This window comes from Planktothrix serta PCC 8927, assembly GCF_900010725.2.
Classification (GTDB): Bacteria; Cyanobacteriota; Cyanobacteriia; order Cyanobacteriales; family Microcoleaceae; genus Planktothrix; species Planktothrix serta.
Window position 1 is genome coordinate 56,168 of the sequence record NZ_LR734871.1, and the last position, 25,050, is coordinate 81,217.

26 protein-coding genes are annotated in these 25,050 nt (G+C 37.3%); 16 read left to right on the top strand and 10 right to left on the bottom strand.

The features are described from left to right. Positions 1–1,133 (top strand): WD40 repeat domain-containing protein (locus PL8927_RS13565; protein ID WP_197047412.1); only part of this gene is annotated, 1,133 nt, incomplete at its 5' end. Between the two features lie 80 nt (positions 1,134–1,213). Here the strand turns inward: PL8927_RS13565 and ureC are convergent. Genes ureC through PL8927_RS13585 form a run of 4 tightly spaced genes read right to left on the bottom strand, consistent with a single transcriptional unit; the run spans position 1,214 to position 5,220 of the window. Continuing rightward, positions 1,214–2,932, bottom strand: a complete 1,719-nt coding sequence (ureC, locus tag PL8927_RS13570; RefSeq protein WP_083622349.1) for an urease subunit alpha — start codon at positions 2,930–2,932, stop codon at positions 1,214–1,216. After that, entirely contained in the window at positions 2,929–3,615 is a 687-nt protein-coding gene (locus tag PL8927_RS13575) for a DUF4276 family protein (RefSeq protein WP_083622351.1), read from the bottom strand. Before PL8927_RS13575 ends, ureC begins: the two co-directional genes overlap by 4 nt. Further along, positions 3,612–4,790, bottom strand: coding sequence for an AAA family ATPase (locus PL8927_RS13580; protein ID WP_083622354.1), 1,179 nt, complete (start codon positions 4,788–4,790; stop codon positions 3,612–3,614). The genes PL8927_RS13575 and PL8927_RS13580 overlap by 4 nt, the downstream gene beginning before the upstream one ends. 49 nt (positions 4,791–4,839) lie before the next feature. Further along, positions 4,840–5,220: an urease subunit beta gene (locus tag PL8927_RS13585; RefSeq protein ID WP_083622357.1), complete on the bottom strand. Its 381-nt coding sequence runs from the start codon at positions 5,218–5,220 to the stop codon at positions 4,840–4,842. Between the two features lie 178 nt (positions 5,221–5,398). Here PL8927_RS13585 and PL8927_RS13590 point away from each other — a divergent pair, with 178 nt between their 5' ends. Further along, positions 5,399–5,821, top strand: a complete 423-nt coding sequence (locus PL8927_RS13590) for a DUF433 domain-containing protein (RefSeq protein ID WP_083622359.1) — start codon at positions 5,399–5,401, stop codon at positions 5,819–5,821. Between the two features lie 117 nt (positions 5,822–5,938). Further along, complete coding sequence (locus tag PL8927_RS13595; protein WP_156093195.1) at positions 5,939–6,337, top strand: hypothetical protein; 399 nt, start codon at positions 5,939–5,941, stop codon at positions 6,335–6,337. 119 nt (positions 6,338–6,456) lie between these two features. Here PL8927_RS13595 and PL8927_RS13600 read toward each other — a convergent pair whose 3' ends face one another. From PL8927_RS13600 to bchB, 4 genes are all read right to left on the bottom strand, one after another. Then, complete coding sequence (locus tag PL8927_RS13600; RefSeq protein WP_197047413.1) at positions 6,457–6,663, bottom strand: superinfection immunity protein; 207 nt, start codon at positions 6,661–6,663, stop codon at positions 6,457–6,459. A 236-nt stretch (positions 6,664–6,899) separates the two neighbouring features. Further along, positions 6,900–7,460 (bottom strand): type II toxin-antitoxin system Phd/YefM family antitoxin, encoded by a 561-nt coding sequence (locus tag PL8927_RS28990; protein ID WP_083622363.1) that lies wholly within the window; start codon positions 7,458–7,460, stop codon positions 6,900–6,902. A gap of 21 nt (positions 7,461–7,481) precedes the next feature. Next, a complete protein-coding gene (locus PL8927_RS13610) occupies positions 7,482–7,880 on the bottom strand; it encodes a hypothetical protein (RefSeq protein ID WP_231506009.1) in 399 nt (132 codons plus the stop codon). Positions 7,881–8,183: 303 nt separating this feature from the next. After that, complete coding sequence (gene bchB / locus PL8927_RS13615; protein WP_083622367.1) at positions 8,184–9,710, bottom strand: ferredoxin:protochlorophyllide reductase (ATP-dependent) subunit B; 1,527 nt, start codon at positions 9,708–9,710, stop codon at positions 8,184–8,186. 341 nt (positions 9,711–10,051) lie between these two features. Here bchB and PL8927_RS13620 point away from each other — a divergent pair, with 341 nt between their 5' ends. The 3 genes from PL8927_RS13620 to PL8927_RS13630 are packed head-to-tail and all read left to right on the top strand — an operon-like array spanning position 10,052 to position 11,419. Continuing rightward, a complete protein-coding gene (locus tag PL8927_RS13620) occupies positions 10,052–10,498 on the top strand; it encodes a DUF29 domain-containing protein (RefSeq protein ID WP_083622370.1) in 447 nt (148 codons plus the stop codon). A 14-nt stretch (positions 10,499–10,512) separates the two neighbouring features. Next, on the top strand, positions 10,513–10,959 hold the full coding sequence (locus tag PL8927_RS13625) for a DUF29 domain-containing protein (protein WP_083622372.1): 447 nt from the start codon (positions 10,513–10,515) through the stop codon (positions 10,957–10,959). Between the two features lie 13 nt (positions 10,960–10,972). Continuing rightward, entirely contained in the window at positions 10,973–11,419 is a 447-nt protein-coding gene (locus tag PL8927_RS13630) for a DUF29 domain-containing protein (RefSeq protein WP_083622375.1), read from the top strand. A gap of 734 nt (positions 11,420–12,153) precedes the next feature. On the opposite strand, the gene trmB is transcribed toward PL8927_RS13630, so the two are convergent. Together trmB and csaB are read right to left on the bottom strand one after the other, a co-directional pair. Further along, positions 12,154–12,792: a tRNA (guanosine(46)-N7)-methyltransferase TrmB gene (gene trmB, locus PL8927_RS13635; protein WP_083622377.1), complete on the bottom strand. Its 639-nt coding sequence runs from the start codon at positions 12,790–12,792 to the stop codon at positions 12,154–12,156. 31 nt (positions 12,793–12,823) lie between these two features. Continuing rightward, positions 12,824–13,864: a polysaccharide pyruvyl transferase CsaB gene (gene csaB / locus PL8927_RS13640; protein WP_083622379.1), complete on the bottom strand. Its 1,041-nt coding sequence runs from the start codon at positions 13,862–13,864 to the stop codon at positions 12,824–12,826. A gap of 131 nt (positions 13,865–13,995) precedes the next feature. Here csaB and PL8927_RS13645 point away from each other — a divergent pair, with 131 nt between their 5' ends. The 10 genes from PL8927_RS13645 (at position 13,996) to PL8927_RS13690 (ending at position 25,038) form a co-directional block, all read left to right on the top strand. Then, entirely contained in the window at positions 13,996–14,310 is a 315-nt protein-coding gene (locus PL8927_RS13645; protein ID WP_083622381.1) for a DUF2499 domain-containing protein, read from the top strand. Between the two features lie 57 nt (positions 14,311–14,367). Then, complete coding sequence (locus PL8927_RS13650; protein WP_083622385.1) at positions 14,368–14,664, top strand: DUF3593 domain-containing protein; 297 nt, start codon at positions 14,368–14,370, stop codon at positions 14,662–14,664. 5 nt (positions 14,665–14,669) lie between these two features. After that, entirely contained in the window at positions 14,670–15,890 is a 1,221-nt protein-coding gene (locus PL8927_RS13655) for a phosphate/phosphite/phosphonate ABC transporter substrate-binding protein (protein ID WP_083622388.1), read from the top strand. A 78-nt stretch (positions 15,891–15,968) separates the two neighbouring features. Further along, positions 15,969–16,562, top strand: coding sequence for a hypothetical protein (locus PL8927_RS13660; protein WP_231506010.1), 594 nt, complete (start codon positions 15,969–15,971; stop codon positions 16,560–16,562). 108 nt (positions 16,563–16,670) lie between these two features. Then, on the top strand, positions 16,671–18,833 hold the full coding sequence (locus PL8927_RS13665) for a serine/threonine-protein kinase (protein WP_083622389.1): 2,163 nt from the start codon (positions 16,671–16,673) through the stop codon (positions 18,831–18,833). Between the two features lie 92 nt (positions 18,834–18,925). After that, on the top strand, positions 18,926–19,744 hold the full coding sequence (locus PL8927_RS13670) for a tetratricopeptide repeat protein (RefSeq protein WP_083622391.1): 819 nt from the start codon (positions 18,926–18,928) through the stop codon (positions 19,742–19,744). Positions 19,745–19,881: 137 nt separating this feature from the next. Further along, the gene (locus PL8927_RS13675; RefSeq protein ID WP_083622393.1) at positions 19,882–20,400 is read left to right on the top strand and encodes a cyclic nucleotide-binding domain-containing protein; all 519 of its coding nucleotides are present in this window, start codon (positions 19,882–19,884) and stop codon (positions 20,398–20,400) included. A 117-nt stretch (positions 20,401–20,517) separates the two neighbouring features. Further along, positions 20,518–21,600, top strand: coding sequence for a bifunctional diaminohydroxyphosphoribosylaminopyrimidine deaminase/5-amino-6-(5-phosphoribosylamino)uracil reductase RibD (ribD, locus tag PL8927_RS13680; protein ID WP_083622395.1), 1,083 nt, complete (start codon positions 20,518–20,520; stop codon positions 21,598–21,600). Between the two features lie 8 nt (positions 21,601–21,608). Further along, positions 21,609–22,211, top strand: coding sequence for a hypothetical protein (locus tag PL8927_RS13685; RefSeq protein WP_083622397.1), 603 nt, complete (start codon positions 21,609–21,611; stop codon positions 22,209–22,211). A 100-nt stretch (positions 22,212–22,311) separates the two neighbouring features. After that, entirely contained in the window at positions 22,312–25,038 is a 2,727-nt protein-coding gene (locus tag PL8927_RS13690) for an ATP-binding protein (RefSeq protein ID WP_083622399.1), read from the top strand. The last annotated feature ends 12 nt before the right edge of the window (positions 25,039–25,050 follow it).

The following is a 25,050-nucleotide window of genomic DNA, read 5'->3' on the forward strand; positions in this document are numbered from 1 at the left end:
TAGATGCAGAAGGAAAGGTAATTGGAGTTAATGGAATTGTTCAGTTAGGTACGAATCCTGACAAAATTGTTTCCGCCGGAATTCCGATTAATTATTTTTCAGATTGGCGAAAAACGGCGAGATTATCTTCAATTCCAACTCCCCCAAATAATTCTGCACCTATTACAACTAATCCCGATCTCAATTCTTCTCCTTCACCCTCAAACTCTTCTAATACAATAGCTGCGGTGAATAATTCTTTTACTTTAGCCACCACTTTAACGGAAGAGTCAGGAGAAATTTTAGCCTTAGCTTTATCCTATCCTTATATTATTGTTGGGAATAGTAACGGAAGCCTTTCGATTTGGAATATTACCACCAGTGGACTGACTCGAACTTTACCCGCTCATCAAGGTTCTATTCCTAGTATTACCCTGAGTCAAGATCGTAAATATTTAGTCACTGGAGGTGAAGATGGATTGATTAAAATTTGGGATTTAGCCATCGGATTAGAATCCCCTACTTTACCCTTAATTAAAACGATTTCAGCCCATAATAATCCCGTTTTAGCTGTTGCATTGAGTCCCGATGGTAAAAAAATTGCGAGTGGAAGTTGGGATAAAACAATTAAACTTTGGGATGCGGAAACAGGTCAACTTTTAAAAACTTTTATCGGACATGAACAGTTAGTCGATGCGATCGCAGTCAGTCCCGATGGTAAAATTTTAGTCAGTGGCAGTAAGGATAGTAGTATTAAACTCTGGAATATCGAAACCGGGGAATTAATTCGTACCTTAAAAGGTCATGAATTATCCGTTTTATCCCTAGCTATTAGTTCCAATGGTGAGATTTTAGCCAGTGGAAGTGCTGATGGAACTATTGCTTTATGGAAGTTAAAAACAGGTCAACCCATTCGTCGTTTAAGTGGTCATACTGATGGGGTTTGGTCAATTACAATCACCAGTGATAGTAAAACCTTAATTAGTGGAAGTTGGGATAAAACTGTGAAACTTTGGGATTTAGCAACAGGTCAATTAAAAGGAAATTTAAAAGGGCATTCTGGTTATGTCAATGCTGTTAGTATTAGTCCCGATGGTAAAACCTTAGTCAGTGGGGGATGGGATGGACAAGTAAAGGTTTGGAAGCATCCTTAATCTTAACTAAAAGCTAAATTTTCGACGGCTATAATTCTAGGTTAGGTTAAGAAACAAAACCTAACCTAAAATCTCAAAAATTAAAACAAGAAATAACGCTGCGCCATCGGTAAAACCTCCGCAGGTTCACAGGTTAATAATTGCCCATCGGCTTTGACTTGATAGGTTTCAGGATCAACATCAATTTTCGGTAAAGCATGATTTAATTTCATATCGGCTTTACTAATATTTCGAGTTCCTGAAACTGCGACACATTGTTTTTTTAACCCTAATTGTTCAGGAATTTTTGCTTCTAAAGCTGCTTGAGAAACAAATGTTAAAGACGTAGATGAAATTGCTTTTCCAAAACTCCCAAACATCGGACGACCATAGACAGGTTGAGGGGTCGGAATACTCGCATTTGCATCCCCCATTTGCGCCCAAGCAATTAACCCGCCTTTAATGACTAATTCCGGTTTAACTCCAAAAAAAGCGGGTTTCCATAAACATAAATCCGCTAATTTTCCTTCAGAAATTGACCCCACATAATTAGCAATTCCATGAGTAATAGCCGGATTAATAGTATATTTAGCAATATAGCGTTTTACCCGAAAATTATCATGGGTTGCTTGAGTGTTTTCAGGGTCAGTTAATATCCCCCGTTGCACTTTCATTTTATGGGCGGTTTGCCACGTTCTAATAATCGTTTCTCCCACCCGTCCCATCGCTTGAGAATCAGAAGCAATCATACTAAATGCCCCTAAATCATGCAAAATATCTTCGGCGGCAATGGTTTCTCGACGAATTCGAGATTCAGCAAAAGCAACATCCTCTGGAATATTGCGATCTAAATGATGGCAAACCATCAACATATCCAGATGTTCTTCTAAGGTATTCATCGTATAGGGACGAGTGGGATTTGTAGAAGAAGGTAAGACATTTTTCTGACCACAAACCTTAATAATATCGGGTGCATGACCGCCTCCAGCCCCTTCGGTATGATAGGTATGAATTACCCGATTTTTAAACGCTTCAATGGTCGTTTCTACAAATCCAGCTTCGTTTAAAGTATCCGTATGAATGGCAACTTGAATATCATATTCATCGGCAACTTTTAAACAAGTATCAATTGCTGCTGGCGTAGTTCCCCAATCTTCATGTAGTTTTAAACCCATCGCCCCCGCCACAATTTGTTCCACTAAACCTTGGGGTTGACTACTATTTCCTTTGCCTAAAAATCCTAAATTCATCGGAAAAGCTTCCGCCGCTTCTAACATCCGATAAATATTCCACGCCCCCGGAGTACAAGTGGTGGCATTTGTTCCCGTGGCGGGGCCAGTTCCACCCCCGATCATTGTCGTAATTCCTGATGCAATGGCAGTCTCTATTTGTTGAGGACAAATAAAGTGAATATGGCTATCAATTCCCCCGGCGGTGAGGATCATTCCTTCCCCTGCGATCGCTTCTGTGGCAGGGCCGATAATAATATCAATATGATCTTGAATATAGGGATTTCCTGCTTTGCCAATCTTATAAATTTTTCCATCTTTTATCCCCACATCTGCTTTAACTATCCCCCACCAATCTATAATTAAAGCATTCGTAATCACTAAATCAACAGCCCCATCCTCACGAGAAATCGGAGACTGTCCCATCCCATCCCGAATCACTTTTCCGCCCCCAAATTTTACCTCATCCCCATAGGTTGTATAGTCCCTTTCCACTTCAATAATTAATTCCGTATCCGCTAACCGAATGCGATCGCCCACCGTCGGCCCAAAGGTTTCTGCATACGCTTGTCGATCCATTTTATAACTCATAAGTCTTCCTGGGGTAATGATAAGTTTTCTAGGAATTCAACGAAGGGTTTAAAGCATTGAGGACATCTTTCAGCAATATCCTGATAATTAGCTTGTCCTAAAATCAACGCTGAATCAACTGTTTTTTGATAGGTTTTATTATACGCTTTAAATAATCTTTCAACAATTCTACTCGGTGGCTGATCATGATTTTGCTCTTCTACGGGAATTGTCCAAGAAATCAAGAAGTTCTGCTCCTTTTTCAAGCCTAGACGGTTTCTGAGTTGATTTTCCGAGGCTAACACTAAGGCTTCTAGGTCATGTTTGTAGCAAAAGACTTTAAACCTTTGTTTTAATCGATGATCTTCTATTGCTTTTTTTGTTAATTCCTGTTCAAATTGATTAATAATTCCTTCCTTAAGTTCATCATAAGTTGTATGGGGAAACCCTATATTTTTAGGATATAAATCGGGAATAACAACAACAATTGCTTGGCAATCATTCTGTAAGATAGAAATCGCTTTTTTAGGAATCACTTCTAAAAGTTCTTTTTTAGCATTTCCACCTCTTTGATTATCACTACCTTTGGCTGCAAAGAATTCAATTTTAATTCCTTGGATTTCCTGATTGTCAATTAAATCTTTTAACAGGGATTCCATTGCTAATTTATCTGACTTTCCTTCTACATAAACAATCACCTTCATATCAGTTGCTCCAATTCATCAGAACGATGTAATTTTTCAATTTCATCGGTTCCAAAATCTTCTAAAATATCGGTTAATACCTTAAAATTACTAGGCTTTATAAATTTTGCTTCTCCCTGTTCTTTACGCATCACGGCAATTTTAGATAAATCAAACTGACTTAGGAAATAGGAAGAATGGGTTGCTAACAAAATTTGAGTCCGTTCTGATGCTTTCTCAAACAGTCCTGCTAAAATAGATAATGTCCGGGGATGTACTCCTTGATCCGGTTCATCAATACAGATTAAACTGGGAGGATTAGGATGTAAACAAAGGCAAACCCAGCAAATCAAACGTAAAATTCCATCGGATAAATCCGCTAAACTAATAGTTTCATCAACTCCCTTTTCTTGCCAAAATGCAATAACCTCGCCAGGGCCACCTCGCGCTTTTACCATTAAATTTTTAAACCCTGGAATCATTAATCTTAAAAACAACTGCAATTCATTAAAAATTTCTTGATGTTCTGTTTGTAAATAAAATAAAACAGAACTTAAATTTCCTGCATCTTCATGAAGAATCGGTTCCTGCTCAATTAACACTGATTTACGGATTTTTTGATTAGCAATATTAAAAGAGCTATAAAATCTCCAATTCTGAATATATTCTCTCAAATCGAATAATAATTCTAAACGTGGATTAGTGATTGTACTTAAAGCTAGTTGATTGCGTTTAGATTGAATATCCTGCTCAATTATTGTGTTTTCAAACCTCCCCGTATCTGGATTTTGAACTTGTCCTTGATTCCCTTGAATATCCATGAAAATATAAGGGTTTTTATATTGATCGCTATAGGGTTTAGAGGAAACAACTTTTTCATAGGTAATTTGTGTTTTCCCCACAGGGCCCATTAGTTCACCTTGATAGAGCATAGAAACAGGTCTATTGATATCAATTTCTAAGTTCCATGTAAACTTTTCTGGCCCGGTCAGATGAAAAATTTGTTGACCGATTGATCCCTCTATAATTTCAGTGGGTATCTCTCGATACATACCATCTCGGAGAAATTTCAAAAATTCAAACAAACTGGATTTTCCAGCCCCATTAGCACCTACAATCACTTCCAAAGATTGAAAGTTAGCTTGAAAATCTTTAAAAGGACGATACCCTTTAATGTTAATCGATAATAATCTCATAATCAAGATTTCCTGAGACAATCAATCATACAACTTTCACTCATCTATTCTACTTTTTTTTACTTTTTTTGGTTTTATCTTTCTCTTTCTTAGATTTTTTCTCGGAGGGTTCTGATGGAATAGCTTCTAGTTGACCTTCCACTAACCCATTAAACCCATATATTTCTCGACTTCCAGCCATTGTCACTAACTCAACTTCCTGTTCATCTCCGGGTTCAAATCTAACCGCAGTTCCAGCCGGAATATTTAACCGCATTCCTTTGGTTTTTTCTCGTTTAAATTTCAGGGCTTCATTAACTTCATAAAAGTGATAATGTGAGCCAATTTGAATTGGGCGATCGCCTGTATTCCCCACTTTAACCTTTAAAGTCGGACGACCCACATTGAGTTCAATTTCACCTGCTTTAACAATCAGTTCACCTGGAATCATTTGTTTTGTCCTCTGATGATGATTAACATTCCTAATCGAATCATTATTATACAAGAATTATATCCCATTGAAAACATCCCTTGATATCATTATCTAGGATTAGTCCTCAATTAGCAAGAATATAGGGATAAAAATAGATTGACAGCAAGATTTTATTGATTTACAATATAAATTAGCTATGGTATCAATACTAACATTTTTTAAAAGAATGAATGCTCAACAGTTAGAAAAACAACTCAATAATTTAAAACCTGCTGAAAAACTGCAATTGATTCAAACCCTGGCTCAAAATTTAAGTGATGATTTTTTACCCAAAGAAACCTCTGAACCTGACTCAATTGCTAATGTGGGGCGTGTTCCTATTCCGGTTTGGAAATTAGTCGGTTATCGCCGTTTAGGTTGGAGTGATTTACAAATCTTAGAAAACTTTCCGCATTTACAAGCTGAAGATTTACAAACCGCTTGGAACTATGCAGAAAGTTACCCAAATCAGATCAATCAAGACTTAGAAGTCTATCAACAGAATCAACCTTTATCCGTGAATGATTCCCCTTGGGATGAACTTATAAACTTGATTGATCGTTGTACTGTTGATACCTGAATTACAGATTTAGCTGAACAATATGATCATTAATAAGCCTTACTTGTCATTTTGAAAGTAGCGAAGTGCTTAAGTGTAATGTTTTGTATCCTGTAATAATTAATTATTTAAAAATCAGTGAAAACACGCATGACAAGTTTTGTAAACTATGCTTATAATAGTCGAGGACGTTACAATACTATCTTAAAAACTATGATAGAAGCATTAAATATAACTATGTTTTCACACATTATAGGGATTTTTCCAATTATCTTCGGTGGATTGGGAAGTTGCTCTAATCCTAATCCTGTACAGTGGTTGCTCATTATTTCATTAATTGGTGCTTCTGGCCTATTAGCTGTTGCTAGTAGCTCTGCATTTGTAGCTGTAGCTGCTACAATGATTCCTATGATTATCGCAGGTGAAACTATTGCAGACATATTAACAGCAATTACAGGTAGTGTTGCTGTATCAGCAGGAGGGTTAGAAATTTTAACTGGATTGGTTTTGACTATAAAAAATATGCTAGGTTGCTAAGTCAGACAAGAATTAAATTTTATACCCAAAAGTTTATTAATCAATCAAAGTAGGTGCGTGCGGCTTCGCCTTACGCACCCTACTTGAAATAGAGGATATCAAGCCTAAAATTTGTTCAATTAGTCTTTTTCATTAGTGGCTGACCAAATCAGCGCTATAAACCATCCGATAACTGTCCATCCTAAAAAGATGTTGAGCAAAAATATCGCGGTTGTATTTCTTTTGGACTTAAACAGAGCAATAATCCAGGGAAGAAAATACAATACTAAGGAAACTCCCACAGTTATAAGTTGTTCTGTACTCGTCATGTTCTCAATATCGTTCATCAATCGCTCCTAAAACAAAAGTTTAACTTATGCTAAAACAATAATATATTATTTTTTTTTATAGCCAAGCAAGTTTTTGTAGGGTGCGTAAGCACAGCGCACGCACCAAAAATTTGTTAATTAATAAAAGTCGGTGCGTGTGGCGAATTTTCAGTTATTGAATTTACCCATAAATTAATTCCGCCTGACGCACCCTACGAGTTTTTTAAGGATGCGATCGCGTAGCCCCTACAATTCTAATAATTTTTTGTTCCAATCGTTTGTTTTTCATTTTCTAAATGAGCAGTTGCTATTAAATGATTTAATTCCTCTATCGCCATTAAAACCACACTTTCCCCTTCGGGACGATTAATAACAATAATATCTCGATTCGCCACAACTTGCTCACATAATTGAGTGATATTTTCCCTAGCATCTTCCCAAGAAATTTGATTAAATTTCATCAGATTTAGCTTTAGTTTCTCCTCTAATTTAGCCGGATCAGTAAAAACTTGATGGAAATGACTACTAAAATAAACTACTTCATAATTAGGGTATAATTCCTGATTTAACTGTTTCCATAAACTTAATCCTTCCCATTCAAAACGTTCTACTTCTTCCGGTGTAACTTCAGGAGAATCAGAAGGATCAGCTAAGTTTAATCGAGCTTCAAAAGCATCAGCCCAATTATACAAACGTTGAATGGTTTCTTGAGTTAAAGGTAAAGATTCTGGATCTAAATCACCCACTTGATCAGGTTCATTCCACCATAAGGGATAACATCCATAATCTGTCATTAGTCTAATTTTTTTAGGCATATAATTCAACCTCTATAAAGATTATTTTGGTTTTGTTCTCGGATTTGCCCCTACAATATATCCATTATTACCTATTGTAACTGCAATATATTTAATCTCACCCTTATGAATAAATTGATAAACTGGACGGGGGTTAACAGTGTCCCTACCTTGGAAACTAACAATGCTTCCTTTGGTAATTGCTCCCATAACAACATCAACAATTTCATCTGCATTAATTCCTATTCTAGCAAATTGATCGGCTTTCGCTAAAATATGCTGTAAACCTCGGTTTTCATCTCCCGTTTCTAAGAATACAATTTGATCATCCGCACATTTAGTGATTCTTACAATCTTTTCAGGATTATGCTTGATTTCTCTGGCTTGAAGTTCTGCAATTAAGGCAGATCTTTCAGTTTCATAATCTGGCGTTTGAGTCAAGGGCTTACCTACTATAATGTTAAAAATATACAAGAACATTATAACCGATTAAAAAGCACCCTCAAACTTTTATTAATCAATCAAAGTAAAGTAGTAGTAGGGTGCGTAAGCACAGCGCACGCACCAAAAGTTTATTAATCAATCAAAGTAAAGTAGTAGTAGGGTGCGTAAGCACAGCGCACGCACCAAAAGTTTATTAATCAAAGTAAAGTAGTAGTAGAGTGCGTAAGCACAGCGCACGCACCAAAAGTTTATTAATCAATCAAAGTCGGTGCGTGCGGCTTCGCCTTACGCACCCTACAATTAGGCTCCGACGGCTTCTTTGGCCGCATACATCACTTCTAACGAAATTTCGTTTAAACCTCGTTCACGGGCAAATTTTTCGGTATTGCGTTTAACTTTACCCCGAACAAACCCAGGAATTTTATTCAGTTCGGCTTGGGCTTCTTTTGTCCAATTCAAATCAGATCCCGCAGAAATTCCTTTGGTAATCACTTCTTTGGTATCGTGTCCGCCAAAGATTTCTAAGAGGTGATCTTCCATTCCCAAGGTAAACGAATTATAGATTAAATCCGTCAGTTGATTCGTTCCTTCATAGCCTAAAAAGGGTTTATAACCGATGGGGAAATTCTGAATATGAATGGGGGATGCAATCACACCGCAGGGAATATCTAAACGTTTCCCAACGTGGCGTTCCATTTGAGTTCCAAAAATAGCAGAAGGTTCAATTCGAGCAATCATATCTCCGATTTGAGCGTTATCTTCACTAATCAGAACTTCATCGCAATATTCACTCACTTGTTCTTTAAACCAATCGCCATCATATTTGCAATAGGTTCCGGCACAAACGACATGAATTCCCATTTCCCGCGCCAGAATTTTTGTCATTGCGGCAGCATGGGTATTATCCCCAAAGACAACGGCTTTTTTTCCGGTTAAATTCTGACAGTCAATGGAACGGGAAAACCAAGCGGCTTGAGATACATACAGGGTTTGATTATCAATATATTCGCTATAATCAACATCAGCCCCTTGAGCATTAATCACTTGTTGAATTTTGCGAATACAACGGGCTGTTTCCACGACTCCCATCGGCGTAATATCAACACAAGGCGTGCCGAATTCTTCTTCTAAATACTTTGCCGCCATTAACCCTAATTCTCGATAGGGAACTAGGTTAAACCAAGCGCGAGGCAGGTTTTTTAAGTTGTGAACTGATGCTCCTTCGGGAATCACTTCATTAATTTCAATCCCTAAATCTACCATTAACCGTTTTAACTCGGTACAGTCATGATGGTTATGGAAACCGAGGGTAGAGATTCCAATAATATTAACGGAAGGTTTTTCGGTTTTGCCTTCAGGAATATCGCCTTTTTTCTTGGCTTTTTCCAGATAAAACTGAACGATTTGTTGTAACGTCCGGTCAGCGGCTTGCAGTTCATTGAAGCGATAATGATTAACGTCGGCTAACATAACATCGCCTTTAGAATCCAGTTGAGCGCGTTCAACAAAATTGTGTAAATCTTCTTGTAAAATACTAGAAGTACAGGTAGGAGTTAATACAATTAAATCGGGGTGTTCTTCTTGATCTTTTCTAACAATATTATCAACCACTTTTTCTTGAGAACCCCGTGCTAAAACGTTGCGATCTACAACACTCGCAGTAACGGGTGTATAGTCCCGTTCCCGTTCTAACATAGACCGCATCACGTTGAAGTAATCATCTCCTAAAGGGGCGTGCATGATGGCGTGAACGTTTTTGAAAGAACTCGCAATCCGAAGAGTGCCAATATGGGCAGGGCCAGCATACATCCAATAAGCCAATTTCATAGCGTGATTCTCCGTTGATGGGTGATTAGGATAGGCTTGTTTATGTTCTCAGAAATTGTGCTGATCGTGAGTCGTATTTATACTCAGCGATCGCATCCAGAAACCGGGTTTCTCAGCCCTAAATCTTGATTTTAGACCCTAGGGGAGAACTAGAAACTCGGTTTCTTAAATCTATATCAGCATTTATTTTGACACTAAAACAATAATAATGTTGTTTAATTGCAATGATTCTTAAATTTTGAGCAATATTTTGTTAAATTCTATCTAAATGTTAAGTTAAATCCCAAAGACTTGACATAAAATTACAAATATGATCTGAGTTATTTCTATATGAGGGAAAAATGCGAACATCAGAAGATTGGGAATGGTTAGCGGCGAGTTCTGAATATTTAGCGGCGATCGCAGTTCAAGAGTTATTAGAGGAAAAAAAATTAATGGAAGCAACAGAAGGGTTAGCGGTTTTAATTGAATCTATAGGAAAATCTAAGAAATTAGCCTTAAAAAGTCAATTAACCCGGTTAATGATGCACATTATTAAATGGAAATGTCAACCAGAAAAACGGACTCCCAGTTGGGAAACTACGATTATTTCCGCCAGAGATGAAATTGCCGATATTCAGGAAGAAGTTCCTAGTTTAAATCGAAATTACCTAGAATCAATTTGGGAAACTTCTTTTAAAAAAGCAGTCAGACAAGCGGAAAGTGAAATGAGCAAAAGATGTCAATTAATATCTTTATCTTGGCAAGAAGTGTTTGAACAAGAATATACTTTATTTGATGACCATTAAATTCAGGAGTAATTATGCGAACATCAGAAGATTGGGAATGGTTAGCAGCGAGTTCTGAATATTTAGCAGCGATCGCAGTTCAAGAGTTATTAGAGGAAAAAAAATTAATGGAAGCAACAGAAGGGTTAGCGGTTTTAATTGAATCTATGGGAAAATCTAAGAAATTAGCTTTAAAAAGTCAATTAACTCGGTTAATGATGCACGTTATTAAATGGAAATGTCAACCGGAAAAACGGACTGGGAGTTGGGCTGTTAGCATTCGTTCAGCCCGTCAAGAAATTGCTGATATTCAAGAAGAAGTTCCCAGTTTAAATCGAAATTTTATTGAGTCAATTTGGGAACAATGTTTTAAACGATCAATTAAAGATGCTGAGGATGAAATGGGTAAAAAATGCTCGTTAATCTCTTTATCTTGGCAAGAAGTATTTGAAGACGAATATAGTTTATTTGATTATAATTAAGGAGAAGGGGTTTATGTCAACTCAAATGGATTGGCAAGATCTAGCCATGAGTTCTCATTATCTGACGGCTTTGGAAGTTAAAAACTGTTTAAAACAGGGAAATATTATGGAAGCTACAACAGGGTTAGAAGCGTTAATTGAAGCAATGGGACGATCTGATAAACGAGCATTAAGAAGTCAGTTAATTCGGTTAATGGCTCATGTTATTAAGTGGAAATGTCAACCCAAAAAAAGGAATTCTAGTTGGTCAACAACAATTTTATCAGCCCGGAATGAAATTGAAGCAATTCAGGAAGATACACCCAGTTTAAACCAAAATACTATTGATTCAATTTGGGATAAATGTTTTGAAAAAGCGGTTAAAGAAGCGGAAACAGAAATGAATCAAAAATGCTCATTAATCTGTTTATCTTGGCAAGAAGTATTTGAAGAAAAATACAGTTTGTTTGATGAAAATTAACCGTGTAGGGTGCGTAAGCGAAGCGCACGCACAAAATCAACAAAATTGAAAGCAAAAACCTAATAATTTTTAATACTAATTAAGGCGGGTTACATCGCACAAAATCAACAAAATTGAAAGCAAAAAACCTAATAATTTTAATGCTAATTAAGGCGAGTTACATCGCACCAAATCAACAAAATTGAAAGCAAAAATTCTGAGGATTTTGAAGGCTAATTAATGGGACGGGTATCCCCAGGGCTGTTTCAAAGTCGGATCTAAAATGCGATCGCTGCTCAGAAGAAAGGGCGGGTTTAGGGAGATAATTACTGATCATTAAAGCTTGTCTCGGAACCCGCCCCTACGGTTTAATTGTGGATTATTGCTCAGATGCGATCGCTAAACCTTTGATCTGGGGCAAGTTTTAGACAACATTTAAACAGAAAATATCAAAACTGTTGAAATCATTCTCCTTTTCTTTACAGAGAAAGGCTTTTAGAGTTTAGCGATGCCGCAAGGCGGCGGCTACGCCATCGCATTTTAGATCCGACTTTGAAATAGCCCTGCGGGTATCCCAGCAAATAAACTTAATTTAAAGCAAAAATTCTGAGGATTTTGAAGGGTAATTAATGGTGCGTGCGCTGCGCTTACGCACCCTACGGGGATTTCCTGAATGTAGGGTGTAAAAAGTATTTTATGATCCAAATTTTTGCAGAAAGCTTGACACGAGTGGATTATAAGCGGGCGTTATCACCCTAAGTACAGGAGAGCCTAAATAATGCTCGATAAACTGGTTCATTTCGTTCTAAAGTTGACTGTTCTCGTTCTGTGAGAACCGGAAGGGGATTTTCAGCTAACCAGTCTTTTTCAGTGCGATAAAACGCCGAATGTTCAGCAAAGCGATCGCACATTTCTCTAGCCACTTCTTCAACATCCGACTGTACAAATACTTCTCCCCCTTCCCCTAAATAACGAGCTAAATTATTTACTAATTTCGGTTGAACGACTCGCCGCTTTTGATGCCGTTTTTTAAACCAAGGATCAGGAAATTGAATACTCACCCGTTTTAAAACTCCAGAGGGTAAGGATTCTAAAATCGGTTCAATTGAAGTATTAGCATTACAAAATAAATAATGTAAATTGGTTAATCCTTGTTGATCTCGTAAAATATTGGCTTCATCTACTAAGGTTTCTCGAATTTCTAAGCCTAAAAAATTCCCTTGGGGTTGTAATTGAGCACATTGCCATAAAAATCGACCTTTCCCGCAGCCAATATCTAAATGAAGGGGTTGATGCAAATTAACATAAATCTTAGACCAGTCGGGAGGAATAACCGGGGTTTGATATTTTTGTCCCAAAGGATTAACGTGTTGACGAACTCGAACGCGAACCATAAATTAATTACTGAAAAATGAACAAAATCGTTTAATTGAATTGGGAATACAGCAATTCTTGATGAACTTTTGCACGATCCACTAAAAACTCAATTTTTCCCTTTGATAAGGGATCATCATTAGCATAACAATCGATCCAAGTTTTACTGATAACATTCGGATCATTCGGGAGTTGATCAATTTCCCATCCGGGTAATTCTAATTCTTCCATTAAACGGCTAACTTTAGGATCATAACTCAGCGCAAAACAGCGACATTCTTCCGTTGCTGCCATAATTAAACTATGAAATCGCATCCCAATGACGAATTCAACTCCCCGAAATACACCTTTTAATTCTCGCGGATCTTCTAAGATTAAAACCTGACTATTTCCAGGTAGGGCTTGATGGAGAATTTGAGCGATCGCTAAGTCTTGAACAGGTTGAAACGGAATCAATAAAATAAACGTCTGGGTTGCTTTTTGAAACGACACTAACGCCCGAACAATTAACGATAACCGTTCTGCTGTAAGTTGGGGATGGGGTCGCAACGTTAAGGCCACTCTGGGGGCGGGTAAATCCCACAACCGATCTACAGGTCGAGAGTCCAAGGCCCAAACCGGATCGGGAGCGAGGGTAAAGGGAATATTCCAGTCAGACAATAATCTGGCTGAACCCGAATCCCGCACACTGACGACATTACAGCGAGAAAAGGTTTTTTTTGCCAACCCTTGAGAAATAGAACGGTTCAAGGGGCCAATACCCTGCGCCCAAGCGATCGTTTTGAGTCCCATCTGTTGCGCCAATCCCATCAATCCCCCATAATAAAAAGGACTGATGGCGCTGGTGACATCTTGCATTAGGCTGCCTCCTCCCCAAATCAAGCCATCGGCGCGACGGAGGGCGTTGAGGACTTGTAGGCCATTCATGCGATCGCAGACTTCCACCTGATAATGATTTTGGGTTTGGGTCGGATTTCCAGACAGGACAATGGGTTCAACGGTAGGCGGTAGCATTTGCAACAGCGATGCTAACAAGGCTTCATCCCCACCATTGCCTTTTCCATAATATCCACTACAAATCACCCGTTGCATGGCTTACCGTCCCTCCCCCGATTCCCCTTTTTAACTCGACATCTAACTTTATATGAGATTGCACACTGATTAAATTAACATAAATATCGGACTGAAATCTTAATTAACTTCCTGTTATCGATTGTCAAATTATGCACGCTTTATCGATTCCGACTTGGATCATTCATATTTCGAGTGTGATTGAATGGATCGCCGCGATTTGGTTTATCTGGATTTATGGAGAACTGACTCAAAATCGAGCTTGGTGGGTTCTTTCCTTTGCCATGTTACCGTCTTTAGTCAGCGCTATGTGTGCCTGTACCTGGCATTATTTTGATAATCCGGCATCCTTAGAATGGTTAGTAATGCTACAAGCAACCATGACCGTTGTAGGAAATACTACCCTTTGTGTGGCGGCGTGGTGGATTTGGCGCAATGCAAATTCAGTTAAAAATATAGGCAAATAGTCTATATTTAGCTTGATTCTAAATCAATCCTGTATTCCCTCTAATTGTTGATCAATGATGTTATCAAAAGACACCTTATTTGCTGTTTCTCTGTTTCCCTATTTAGGGTTTTTGTGGTTCTTAACTCGTTCGGGACAAATGCCTCGTTTAGCGTTAATTGGATTCTATGGAACCTTAGTGTTTGTTGCGATTACAATTCCAGCCGGAATTTATGCAAAAGTTGTTTTGGGGGAAGCTTTAGCCAATGTTGATTGGTTACATGGTGGCGCTGAGGTTTTTTTAACCCTGTCTAATATTTTACTGGTTTTAGGCTTTCGTCAAGCGGTGATTGAAAAACAATCCTCCCAGCAATAACCAATATGGGTTCTTACAAAACTAAAACTCACCAAACCGTTGTTTTAATTCTTAGTGCCATCTTAAGTTTATCTTTATTTGGCATTATGGTTTATCTGTTTGTTAATCCTAAAAATGGTTTAATTCCCTTAGTTTTTTCAGGAAATAAAAACCCGATGAACCGTTTAGAGGCAAATTCTCTGACCATTGGAATATTAGGAAAACCAGAGGATTATACCCCATTAGTTGAATATTTAAAACAACAGTTTGGTGATCAGGTAACGATTACTATTGATGGCAACTTACAAACATCTTACCAGGAGGCAAAAAACAAACTAGCGGATCAAAAATGGGATATTGTCTTTACTCTTTCCCCGATGATTTCTGTGGCGGCTAAAGATAACAGATATGATTGGGTTGCGCGAATGTTTCCCCAATCTTCTCCCTATTATCAATCGGCATTATTTGTTAGAGATAATAGTCCAATTCAGTCTATTTCTGATTTTAAAAATACCACCGTTATTGCTTTAGGAGATTTTAATTCCGCCTCTAGTTTTTATATGCCTACTTATGATTTATTTGGCAAATCTCTCCAGGTAACAATGGGACATCGAGGAGAAATGATTCAAGAATTAGTGAAAAGTGGAAAAGCGGATGTTGGTGCTGCTGCTTATGAAGCGGTTAAAAACGATCCGAGTTTTAGGATTATTCATATTAGCAGAAATATTCCAGGTTCAGGCGTATATCTGTCTCCTAATTTGTCAGATAATGATCAAAAAGCGATTACCCAAGCGTTAGTTAATGCACCTGAAAAAATTCAAAAAACAGCGAATTATGGTATAGATAAAGAACCCGATTTTTCTTACTTTATCCAAATCAGTCAGAAAGCAGAAGAAGTCTTAAAATGTGCTGATTTTACTCGAAATCCCGTTAATTTTTTCTGTTCTCAAGCAACAACTACGAGTCGAAGTCCTCTAACAACAACCTTCACTGAAATTGTAGGAACTGTTAATGGTTTAACTAAAGTAGAAAATCAAATGACTCGATTAACATTACAAGCAAAAGATCAAAGGATTTATTATGTTTTCCTCACCCCTGGGATTTTGAATCAAATTCCTAATGCGGGAAGTGGGTTAAATTTACAAAATAAAACCCTGAGCATTACAGGCGTTATTCCTCAAAAGCAACCCCATAAAATTGATAAACTTGTGATTACTGATTCTAAGCAAATCAAGGTTTTAAACTAACTAAAGCCTAATTTCTAAAAGTATTAATAAAATTAATTCCCCAAATCAAACCAGAGGAGGTTAACTATTATTTTAAAATTGTTCTTAACAGGTTTATTACCTATTGTTCTCTCTCCTGAAACCTATTATCCACCCATCATCTGTTTTTCTTTAGGAGAAAGCCAAATCATTACAGTTAACATTATCCCCGATTTTTCCCTTCCTAAAATTCCTCAAATTACCCCTCCTAAAATAGACCTTGACCAATGTAATGAAATTCCTGATGGCTATGGAATTCCTGGGTTTCGACCTGGTATTGATAAAAATAAAGTCTTTCAGATGTTTGGGACTCCCACCGGAACAACAACAGGATATTGGCCTAATACCCAAGCTGTGTTTTATGATTTAGTTCCCAACCGTGTTAGTGTCGGCTTTTTATTTGATCAAAAATCAGGAAAATTACGACAAACTGAAGCCGCTTTTTCTCAAGAAGTTGATTTTCAAACGATTTTATTCACCCTTAATAGTATGTCCGGTTGTCGCTTAAACCCCAGCTTAGAAGCGGGGTTAAAAAGCGTTCATAACCGTCAAAGCCAGTATTATTTATTTGGAGTTGATTCTCTCAAAGGTATTATTGAACGCGATCAATCTGATCGAATTTATATTGGAATTTGGGAAGCGGATTTACATTAACTCGCTTAACCCAAAAGCTAAATTATCCTTAAGATTTGGATTAATTTTAATTTGATCAGCTAATCTAATAAAATCCGTTAAAACTGTCGGTACTAATCCCTAAATCCGATGAGTTATTGTCTAAATCCCTATTGTCGAGCACCTCAAAATCCTTCAGGGATAAACGTTTGTCAAACCTGTGGTACTACGTTAGTTTTAAAAGAACGTTATCGTGCTGTACAGGAACTTGGAGGAGGAGGTATGAGTCGCACCTTTTTAGCCGTTGATTTAGATCGGTTCAATACCTCCTGCATTATTAAACAATTTTCGCCTCAATCTCATAAAACTTCCCTAATTCAACAAGCCATTGAACGCTTTAATCAAGAAGCATTACGCTTGAAAGAATTAGGATCTCATCCTCAAATTCCCGGCTTATATGCCTATTTTGAACAAGAACAACACCTCTATTTAATTGAAGAATGGGTAGAAGGGAAAAATTTACTCCAAGAATTAAATGAAAACGGCGCGTTTAGTGAAGATAAAATTATTCAACTCTTACAAGATATTTTACTGATTTTACAATTTATTCATCAACATCAAATCATTCATCGAGATATTAAACCCGATAATATTATTAGAAGAAAAACAGATAAAAAATTAGTTTTAATCGATTTTGGAATTGCCAAACATAGCCTCAATTTAGTTCAACCCCACACAGGAACCTTAGCAGGAACGATTGGTTATGCACCGTTAGAACAAATGCGAGGAGGAAAAGCCTATCCAGCGAGTGATTTATATAGTTTAGGGATGACTTGTATTCATTTACTCACTCAAATTCCTCCTAATCAATTATTTGATCCTTTTAGTGGGGAATTAATTTGGCGATCGCATCTCCCTGACCTCAATCAAAACTTAAGTCTTCAATTAAACCAAATATTAGATAAATTACTCAAAGATTTAGTCAAAGAACGTTATCAAACTGTTGAGGAAGTTTTACAAGATTTAGAACCCAATCAACAGCAACCTATAACTCCACTTCAGATTAACACAGCCATCCCGCCACCTTCCCCTTTAAATATTATCGTAGCGACTGAACTACAAGCTATTACTTCCCACCGCTTTGATCAAAAGCATCTATTTTTTACTGCTAACCCGATATCCTTCTCATCCCATAATTCCTTATTAAAAGAGCAAAATTCTGTCTTACCTTATGCTGTCAATTCTAGCTTGATAGCGACTCTAAACCCTCCCTTATTTCCCGATAAATTTATCCCAAAAACTGAAATTAAATTCAAACCCCTATTTCCCATTTCCTCAACTCCCTCTCATCTTTCCCTAGAATGTATTAATAGTTTATCCGGTCATCAAGATACCATTCAAGCCTTAACAATTGGCCCCAATGGATATATTTTAGTCAGTGGAAGTCAGGATAAAACCTTAATAATATGGAATTTAAAAACCGGACAATTATTATATCGATTAAGGGGTCATGAAGCTGCCATTTGTGCTGTTGCTATTAGTCCTAATGGTCGTAAATTAGTCAGTGGCAGTTTAGATCGAACTTTAATTTCATGGAATTTAGATAAAAGAGCGATCGCCGACCGTTTTTTTAGTCATTCAGGTTCCCCCTATAGTCATCGGGATGGTGCTGTTTATGCCGTTGCTTATAGTCCCGACGGTTGTATTATTGCCAGTGGTAGTGAAGACCATAGTATTAAACTTTGGAATCAAAGAAACGGCGAATTACTTTATCGTTGTTCTGAACATTTAGAGGGAGTTTTATCGGTTCAATTTATCAATAATTCTATTCTAAATCAATCTTTAGGAAATGTCAATAATATTCATGCTTATCATCATTTTTTTGTCAGTGGAAGTAGCGATGGAAAGATTAAAATTTGGCAATTTAATCGTTTAAAAAGTCTACAAACCTTAACGGGACATTTAGATCAAGTTTCTTCAATTTTTGTGAGTCCAACTCAACCTTTATTAGTCAGTGGAAGTGCTGATCATACCGTCAAATTGTGGGATTTGAACACCGGAGAATTAATCAAAACCTTAACCCAACATTCCGATCGGGTTTCATCAGTTGCCATTAGTCCCGATGGTAAATGGTTAGCGAGTAGCAGTGGCGATGGTACAATTTATCTTTGGGATATCAGTCAACCTCACCACTTAGGAATTTTATCCCATCGTTTAGAGGGATATCCTCCGATTATTTTCAGTCCTGATAATCAACGGTTTATTTGTTGTGGAGAAGATGCTCAAATTAAGGTCTGGAAATTCAAGGTTTGACAGGAAGGAAAGCAATTTTTTAGGTGTGCTGAGATCTAACGCTGAATATTTAGGATAAAATAGGAAACGAAATTAATCGGAGTATTGATCAGATGGGATATTCAATTGACGTTCATCAATCTAACTTTGAGCAGGAAGTTGTTAAAATTTCCTATGAAAAGCCTGTATTAGTAGACTTTTATGCAACTTGGTGTGGCCCTTGCAAAATTTTAAAACCGATTTTAGAAAAATTGGTAACAGAATATGATTTTATTTTAGCGAAAGTTGATATTGATCAAAATCCCGAATTAGCGAGTCAATATCAAGTTGAAGGAGTACCCGATGTGAGAATTGTTGATCAAGGGGAAATACAGCCGGGTTTTGTAGGAGCATTAACGGAAGCACAAATTCGGCAAACTCTCAGTCAACTGAATTTAAAATCTAATTTTGACCAGAGTTTGGAAGGGGTAAAAATTGCGATCGCTCAAAAGAATTTCCCCGAAGCAAAACAATTATTTGATCAATTATTTTCTCAATATCCTGATCGTCCTGAAGTGGTTTTAGAAGCAGCTAATTTTTTAATCGCTCTTAACCAACTTGAAAACGCCGAAAAACTGTTAAAGACAATTGGAGAAGATCAGCGAGACTTTTTTCAAAAAGCTCAAGCTTTGAAACAATTAATCCAATTCAAAAAAGATGCTATTACTTTGGGGGATAGCGAATTGGAACAGAATTATGCAAAAGCTTGTCAATTCACTTTAGCTGAAGAATACCCAGAGGCTTTATCTTTATTTTTAGAGATTGTAAAAACGAATCGTAAGTTTAAAGAAGATGGAGCCAGAAAAGCGATGTTGACTATTTTTAACTTACTAGGAGATGAACATCCCCTCACTAAAGAATATCGCAAACAATTGATGTTACAATTATATTAAGGGAGAGGGAACAGGGAACAGGGAACAGGGAACAGGGAACAGGGAACAGAAAAGAAGCCGTTTGATTTTTTTTGATTAAATAAACGTTAATTTAAAGGCTTCTGAATAGATTATTTAAAAAAAAAATTAATACATTTATGACAAATGCTTTACTGATTTTAGGGGAATTAAGCGATCGGGATATAGACTGGATGGTTACAGAAGGTAAACGAAAAACCATTCAAGCTGGTGCAATTCTGATCGAAGAAGATCAACCCTTAGATGCTCTATATATTGTGTTGAGTGGAACTCTAAGTGTTTCCGTGGCTACATTAGGAAATCAAGTTGTCGGAAAAATTGGTAGCGGTGAGGTTTTAGGAGAAATGTCTTTTGTGGATGGACGTTTACCTTCGGCTACGGTAAAAGCGGTTGAAGATTGTTGTGTATTATCTATTTCCAGAACTATTTTATCGGAAAGATTAGAAGAGGATGTCTTATTTTCTTTGCGGTTTTATCGAGCAATTACTAAATTTTTATCTTCTCGTTTACGCGCAACTGTCAACAATTTTAGCTATGAAGAAAACGCCAATTTATTATCTGTCCAAAACAGTCAAAACGCTATAGAAACTGAGCCGGATTATCGTTTAGATTGGATTATGCAACGTTTAAGCGGATAATATAGCAATCCGTGTAGGGGTTGGGTATCCCAAACCTCTTTGCGCCTGGGTTGGGATACCCAACCCCTACAGATTTTTTTGATAACTTAATTAGGATTGCTATAGATATTTTTTAATATGACCCTAAATTTTGATCAACAAATGATGCAACACTGCTTACAATTAGCGCGTCAAGCATTAGGAAAAACTGCACCCAATCCCTTAGTCGGGTGTGTTATTATTCAGGATAAAAAAATTATCGGAGAAGGGTTTCATCCGGGGGCTGGTCAACCCCATGCGGAAGTTTTTGCTCTGAGAAATGCCGGAGAACAGGCGCAGGGAGCAACGGTTTATGTTAATTTAGAACCTTGTAATCATTTTGGGCGAACTCCTCCCTGTACAGAAGCTTTAATTCAAGCCCAAGTTGCTAAAGTTGTGGTGGGAATGGTTGACCCCAATCCCTTAGTTTCAGGAACAGGAATTCAACGCTTAAAAGAGGCTGGAATTGAAGTTATTGTTGGCGTTGAAGAACAAGCTTGTCAATCCTTAAATGAAGCATTTATTCATCGAATTTTACATCATCAACCCTGGGGAATTTTGAAATATGCGATGACATTAGATGGAAAAATTGCTACCACAACGGGTCATAGTTCTTGGGTTACGGGAACAGAAGCCAGACAGAAAGTTCATCAATTGCGAGTAGCTTGTGATGCGGTTATTGTAGGAGGAAATACCGTCCGACGAGATAATCCTTGGCTAACAACCCACGAAGCCGGAGAACCGAACCCATTGCGAGTGGTAATGAGTCGAACATTAAACTTACCCAAAGCAGCCCATTTATGGGACACTCAGGATGTGAAAACTTTAGTTATAACAGAGGAGGGTGTAAATCCAGATTTCCAACAGTTTTTGCAGAATAAGGGGGTAGAGGTAGCGGAATTGTCGCCCTTGACACCTGCCCAAGTCATGGCTTATTTGTATGAACGTCAGTTTTTATCGGTGCTGTGGGAATGTGGGGGAAACCTCGCCGCTAATGCTATTGCAGATGGTAGCATCCATAAAATTTTAGCGTTTATTGCTCCTAAAATTATTGGGGGAAAAATAGCACCTTCTCCCGTGGGAGATTTGGGATTTACCCTAATGACAGAAGCGCTTTCTTTAGAACGAATAACCTGGGGTTCTGTAGGCTGTGATTTTTGGATTGAAAGTTATTTATCTTAAAGTTAATTATGAGCGAAATTGCCCTATTAAGTCTCATGGTCAGTAGCCTAGGGATTGATGCGGTTTTACTCGCAAGTTGGATCTGTTCCATACAAACTGATGTAGAATTAGAACAGGAGGAGGAAGAAACATTGACTCGCTACGACTCAGAAGATACCAAACAAATGCCTGTAAAATCTATACAACCTAACGGTTATTCTAACGCCGAATCTCCTGAGCATTTAGTTCGGGAATGGGAGTATAAAATTGTGCGGGCTAATCGAGATGTATTTCGGAATCCAACTATCTTTAAACGGTTATGTCAAGAAGAAGCAGAAATGGGTTGGATTTTAGTGGAAAAATTAGATGATCGACGGGTTAGATTTAAGCGTTCAAGAGGACTAGATCATTCAGAAAATCCCTATCAAATTAAAGCTGATCCCTATCGTTCAACCTATGGAACTTCGAGTAATTTAGCTTCTTGGTTAACGGTATTTGCTTTTATTTCTGCCATTATTTTACCCGCTTATTTAGGATTTTCATTAGTTGCTATGACGTTTAATAAATCCTCTCAAACTTCTCCTACAATCATGCAATCTCCCGAACCTGAACTGGCTCCTTCTTCTCGTTAAAACGTCCTCAAAACCTTTCTAATCATTACCACTAACCTCACCCTTACCCTTTTTTAGGGTTTGGGGAGGTTAATAGTTTTACTCTTTTCTGGTCAGAATAATGTTACTTTTACTCTGGAATCAATTTGTAGCCAAAACGATTGGTAAACTTCCGTTAAGGACGGTTTTAATTTTACCTTTTGTTGTACAAATTACCGCTACGGTTGGATTAGTAGGTTATTTTTCGTTTAAAAATGGGCAGAAAGCTGTTGAAAATTTAGCCCAACAGTTAATGAATCAAGTTAGCGATCGCGTCCAAGAAAATTTACAGTTTTTTTTAGAAACTCCCACTCAGATTAACCAAACGAATTCTAATCAAATTAAATTAGGTTTTTTAAACACAACGAATTTATATCCTTGGGAAAAATACCTTTGGCGACAAGTTCAATTATATCCTGATATCACTTTTATTGCTATTGCGACCAATCAAAATACACAACGGTCAGGTGAAAAACTCCTGAATGGGAATTTCCAAGTTAATGTTGTTGGGGATGATGTCGGAAATAATTTCTATGCTTTTAAACTCGATCCTTTAGGAAATCGAAACCAAGGTAAATTAATTAAAAAAGACTATGATTTACGTCAGCATCCCACTTACTTAAAAGTGATTAAAGAACGCCGAGGTTCCTGGAGTAATGTATTTGTTTCGATCTTAGAACCTAGCTTATTAATTAGTGCCTTAGAACCGATCTACAATCAGAAACAAGAAATCGAAGGAATTTTTCTAGCCACCTTACGCCTTGATCAAATTATTACTTTTCTAAAAGGCTTAAAAATTGGAAAATCAGGACAAGTTTTTATTCTTGATCCTGAAGGTCATTTATTAGCTAGTTCTACGGGAGAGCAACCGTTTAGAAAAATTGAAAGTCAAAATCAACTCTTTTTGGGAATAGAAAGTAGAAATGACATCACCCAATCAGCTACACAACAATTATTGAGAAATTTTAAAAGTCTTCATAAAATTGATCAGCCCACAAAAATTGATTTTTCGATTGATCAAGAAAAATATTTTTTAAATGTTATTCCTTTTACCGATAACAAAAAATTAGAATGGTTGATTGTTTTAGTCGTTCCTGAAAATGATTTTTTGGATGAAATTAAAGCCAATAATCGAACAACGTTACTCTTATGTTTAGTCACTTTAATTGTGGCAATTACGATGGGGATTTTAACAGCTAGATGGGTAACATTACCCATTATTAAACTGAATATAGCGTCAAAAAATATAGCCGCCGGACAATGGGATCAAGCTTTAGAAACTAATCGCCAAGATGAATTAGGAGAACTGACCCGTTCTTTTAATTATATGATCCAACAATTGCAAACTACTTTGACTCAAATGCAAGAACTAAATCAATCTTTACAAATTAGTGAACAACGCTATGCGAGTTTAGCTCAAGCTGCTCCCGTGGGAATTTTCCGCACGGATATTGAAGGAAATTTTATCTATGGAAATGACCAAAATTTTGCCATGATGGGTCTGAGTCCAGAGGAAACGATGGGGATGGGTTGGACAAAAACGATACACCCAGAAGATCGAGATCGTACCCTTTCAAGTTGGTTAGAATTTGTACAAAAAGACGTTGCTTTTCAGTGTGAATATCGTTGTATTAGACCCGATGGAACTACAATTTGGGTCTATGGAAAAGCACTAGCTGAACGAAATACTGCGGGTGAAATTACAGGATATGTCGGCACAATTACCGATATTACTTCTACCAAAGAAGCCGAACGTATTCTCGCTGAATATAACCAAACTTTAGAACGTCAAGTTCAAGAACGGACACAAGAATTATCTCAGGCACTTCAACAGTTAAAAGCCACCCAAAGTCAACTAATTCAATCGGAAAAAATGGCAGCATTAGGGCAATTAGTGGCAGGAATTGCCCATGAAATTAATACCCCATTAGGGGCGATTCAAGCTGCTATTAATAATAACAATCAAGCTTTGATTGAATCTTTAAGCGAATTACCTAAACTCTATCAAAAACTAGATCTAGATCAACAATATTTATTTTTTAGTTTGTTAGCGCGATCGCGTGCCAATCCTCAACAACTTTCCACCAGAGAACAACGTGAATATAAACGTCAACTCAATCAAGTTTTGAAAGATTATCAAATAGAATCTCCCCGAAAAATAGCTGATATTTTAGTAGATATTGGCATTTATCAGCATCTGGAATCGATTTTACCTATTTTGCAACATCCCGAACAAGAATGGTTATTAACTTTAGCCTATAATCTAGCGAGATTACAACGGAATAACCAAACAATGATCACCGCCATTGAACGAGCTTCTAAAGTAGTTTTTGCTCTCAAAAGTTATGCCCGTTATGATAACAGTAATCTTAAACAATCGGTGTTAATTACTGAAGGAATTGATACGGTTTTAGAACTCTATCATAATCAACTCAAACGCGGTATAGAAGTGAATCGTCTTTATCAAATTACCCATCCCCTAGACTGCTATCCTGATGAATTGATGCAGGTGTGGACAAACTTAATTCATAATAGTATTCAGGCGATGAATGGTAAGGGAAATCTCAAGATTTTAGTCCAAGAAGAAGAGACTGAGTTTGTTGTTCAAATTACTGATTCGGGCGGTGGGATTTCGGCTGACATTCAAGACCGAATTTTTGAGCCCTTCTTTACAACAAAACCCAGGGGAGAAGGTAGTGGTTTAGGCTTAGATATTGTTAAAAAGATTATCGACAAACATCAAGGTCAGATCAGCGTTCAAAGTCAACCGGGAACCACAATTTTTAGAATTTCTTTACCTCGCTCCTAAACCTGTTAAAGG

Coding starts and splice junctions, on each gene's coding strand:
- PL8927_RS13630 (WP_083622375.1), top strand. CDS start 10,973: ATGTCAACTCAAATGGATTGGCAAGATCTAGCCATGAGTTCTCATTAT.
- PL8927_RS13585 (WP_083622357.1), bottom strand. CDS start 5,220: ATGATTCCAGGTGAACTGATTGTTAAAGCAGGTGAAATTGAACTCAAT.
- PL8927_RS13670 (WP_083622391.1), top strand. CDS start 18,926: ATGGGATATTCAATTGACGTTCATCAATCTAACTTTGAGCAGGAAGTT.
- csaB (WP_083622379.1), bottom strand. CDS start 13,864: ATGCAACGGGTGATTTGTAGTGGATATTATGGAAAAGGCAATGGTGGG.
- PL8927_RS28990 (WP_083622363.1), bottom strand. CDS start 7,460: ATGCCTAAAAAAATTAGACTAATGACAGATTATGGATGTTATCCCTTA.
- PL8927_RS13600 (WP_197047413.1), bottom strand. CDS start 6,663: ATGAACGATATTGAGAACATGACGAGTACAGAACAACTTATAACTGTG.
- PL8927_RS13675 (WP_083622393.1), top strand. CDS start 19,882: ATGACAAATGCTTTACTGATTTTAGGGGAATTAAGCGATCGGGATATA.
- PL8927_RS13575 (WP_083622351.1), bottom strand. CDS start 3,615: ATGAAGGTGATTGTTTATGTAGAAGGAAAGTCAGATAAATTAGCAATG.
- PL8927_RS13655 (WP_083622388.1), top strand. CDS start 14,670: ATGGGTTCTTACAAAACTAAAACTCACCAAACCGTTGTTTTAATTCTT.
- PL8927_RS13685 (WP_083622397.1), top strand. CDS start 21,609: ATGAGCGAAATTGCCCTATTAAGTCTCATGGTCAGTAGCCTAGGGATT.
- PL8927_RS13665 (WP_083622389.1), top strand. CDS start 16,671: ATGAGTTATTGTCTAAATCCCTATTGTCGAGCACCTCAAAATCCTTCA.
- PL8927_RS13590 (WP_083622359.1), top strand. CDS start 5,399: ATGGTATCAATACTAACATTTTTTAAAAGAATGAATGCTCAACAGTTA.
- trmB (WP_083622377.1), bottom strand. CDS start 12,792: ATGGTTCGCGTTCGAGTTCGTCAACACGTTAATCCTTTGGGACAAAAA.
- ureC (WP_083622349.1), bottom strand. CDS start 2,932: ATGAGTTATAAAATGGATCGACAAGCGTATGCAGAAACCTTTGGGCCG.
- PL8927_RS13650 (WP_083622385.1), top strand. CDS start 14,368: ATGTTATCAAAAGACACCTTATTTGCTGTTTCTCTGTTTCCCTATTTA.
- PL8927_RS13580 (WP_083622354.1), bottom strand. CDS start 4,790: ATGAGATTATTATCGATTAACATTAAAGGGTATCGTCCTTTTAAAGAT.
- PL8927_RS13620 (WP_083622370.1), top strand. CDS start 10,052: ATGCGAACATCAGAAGATTGGGAATGGTTAGCGGCGAGTTCTGAATAT.
- ribD (WP_083622395.1), top strand. CDS start 20,518: ATGACCCTAAATTTTGATCAACAAATGATGCAACACTGCTTACAATTA.
- bchB (WP_083622367.1), bottom strand. CDS start 9,710: ATGAAATTGGCTTATTGGATGTATGCTGGCCCTGCCCATATTGGCACT.
- PL8927_RS13690 (WP_083622399.1), top strand. CDS start 22,312: ATGTTACTTTTACTCTGGAATCAATTTGTAGCCAAAACGATTGGTAAA.
- PL8927_RS13625 (WP_083622372.1), top strand. CDS start 10,513: ATGCGAACATCAGAAGATTGGGAATGGTTAGCAGCGAGTTCTGAATAT.
- PL8927_RS13645 (WP_083622381.1), top strand. CDS start 13,996: ATGCACGCTTTATCGATTCCGACTTGGATCATTCATATTTCGAGTGTG.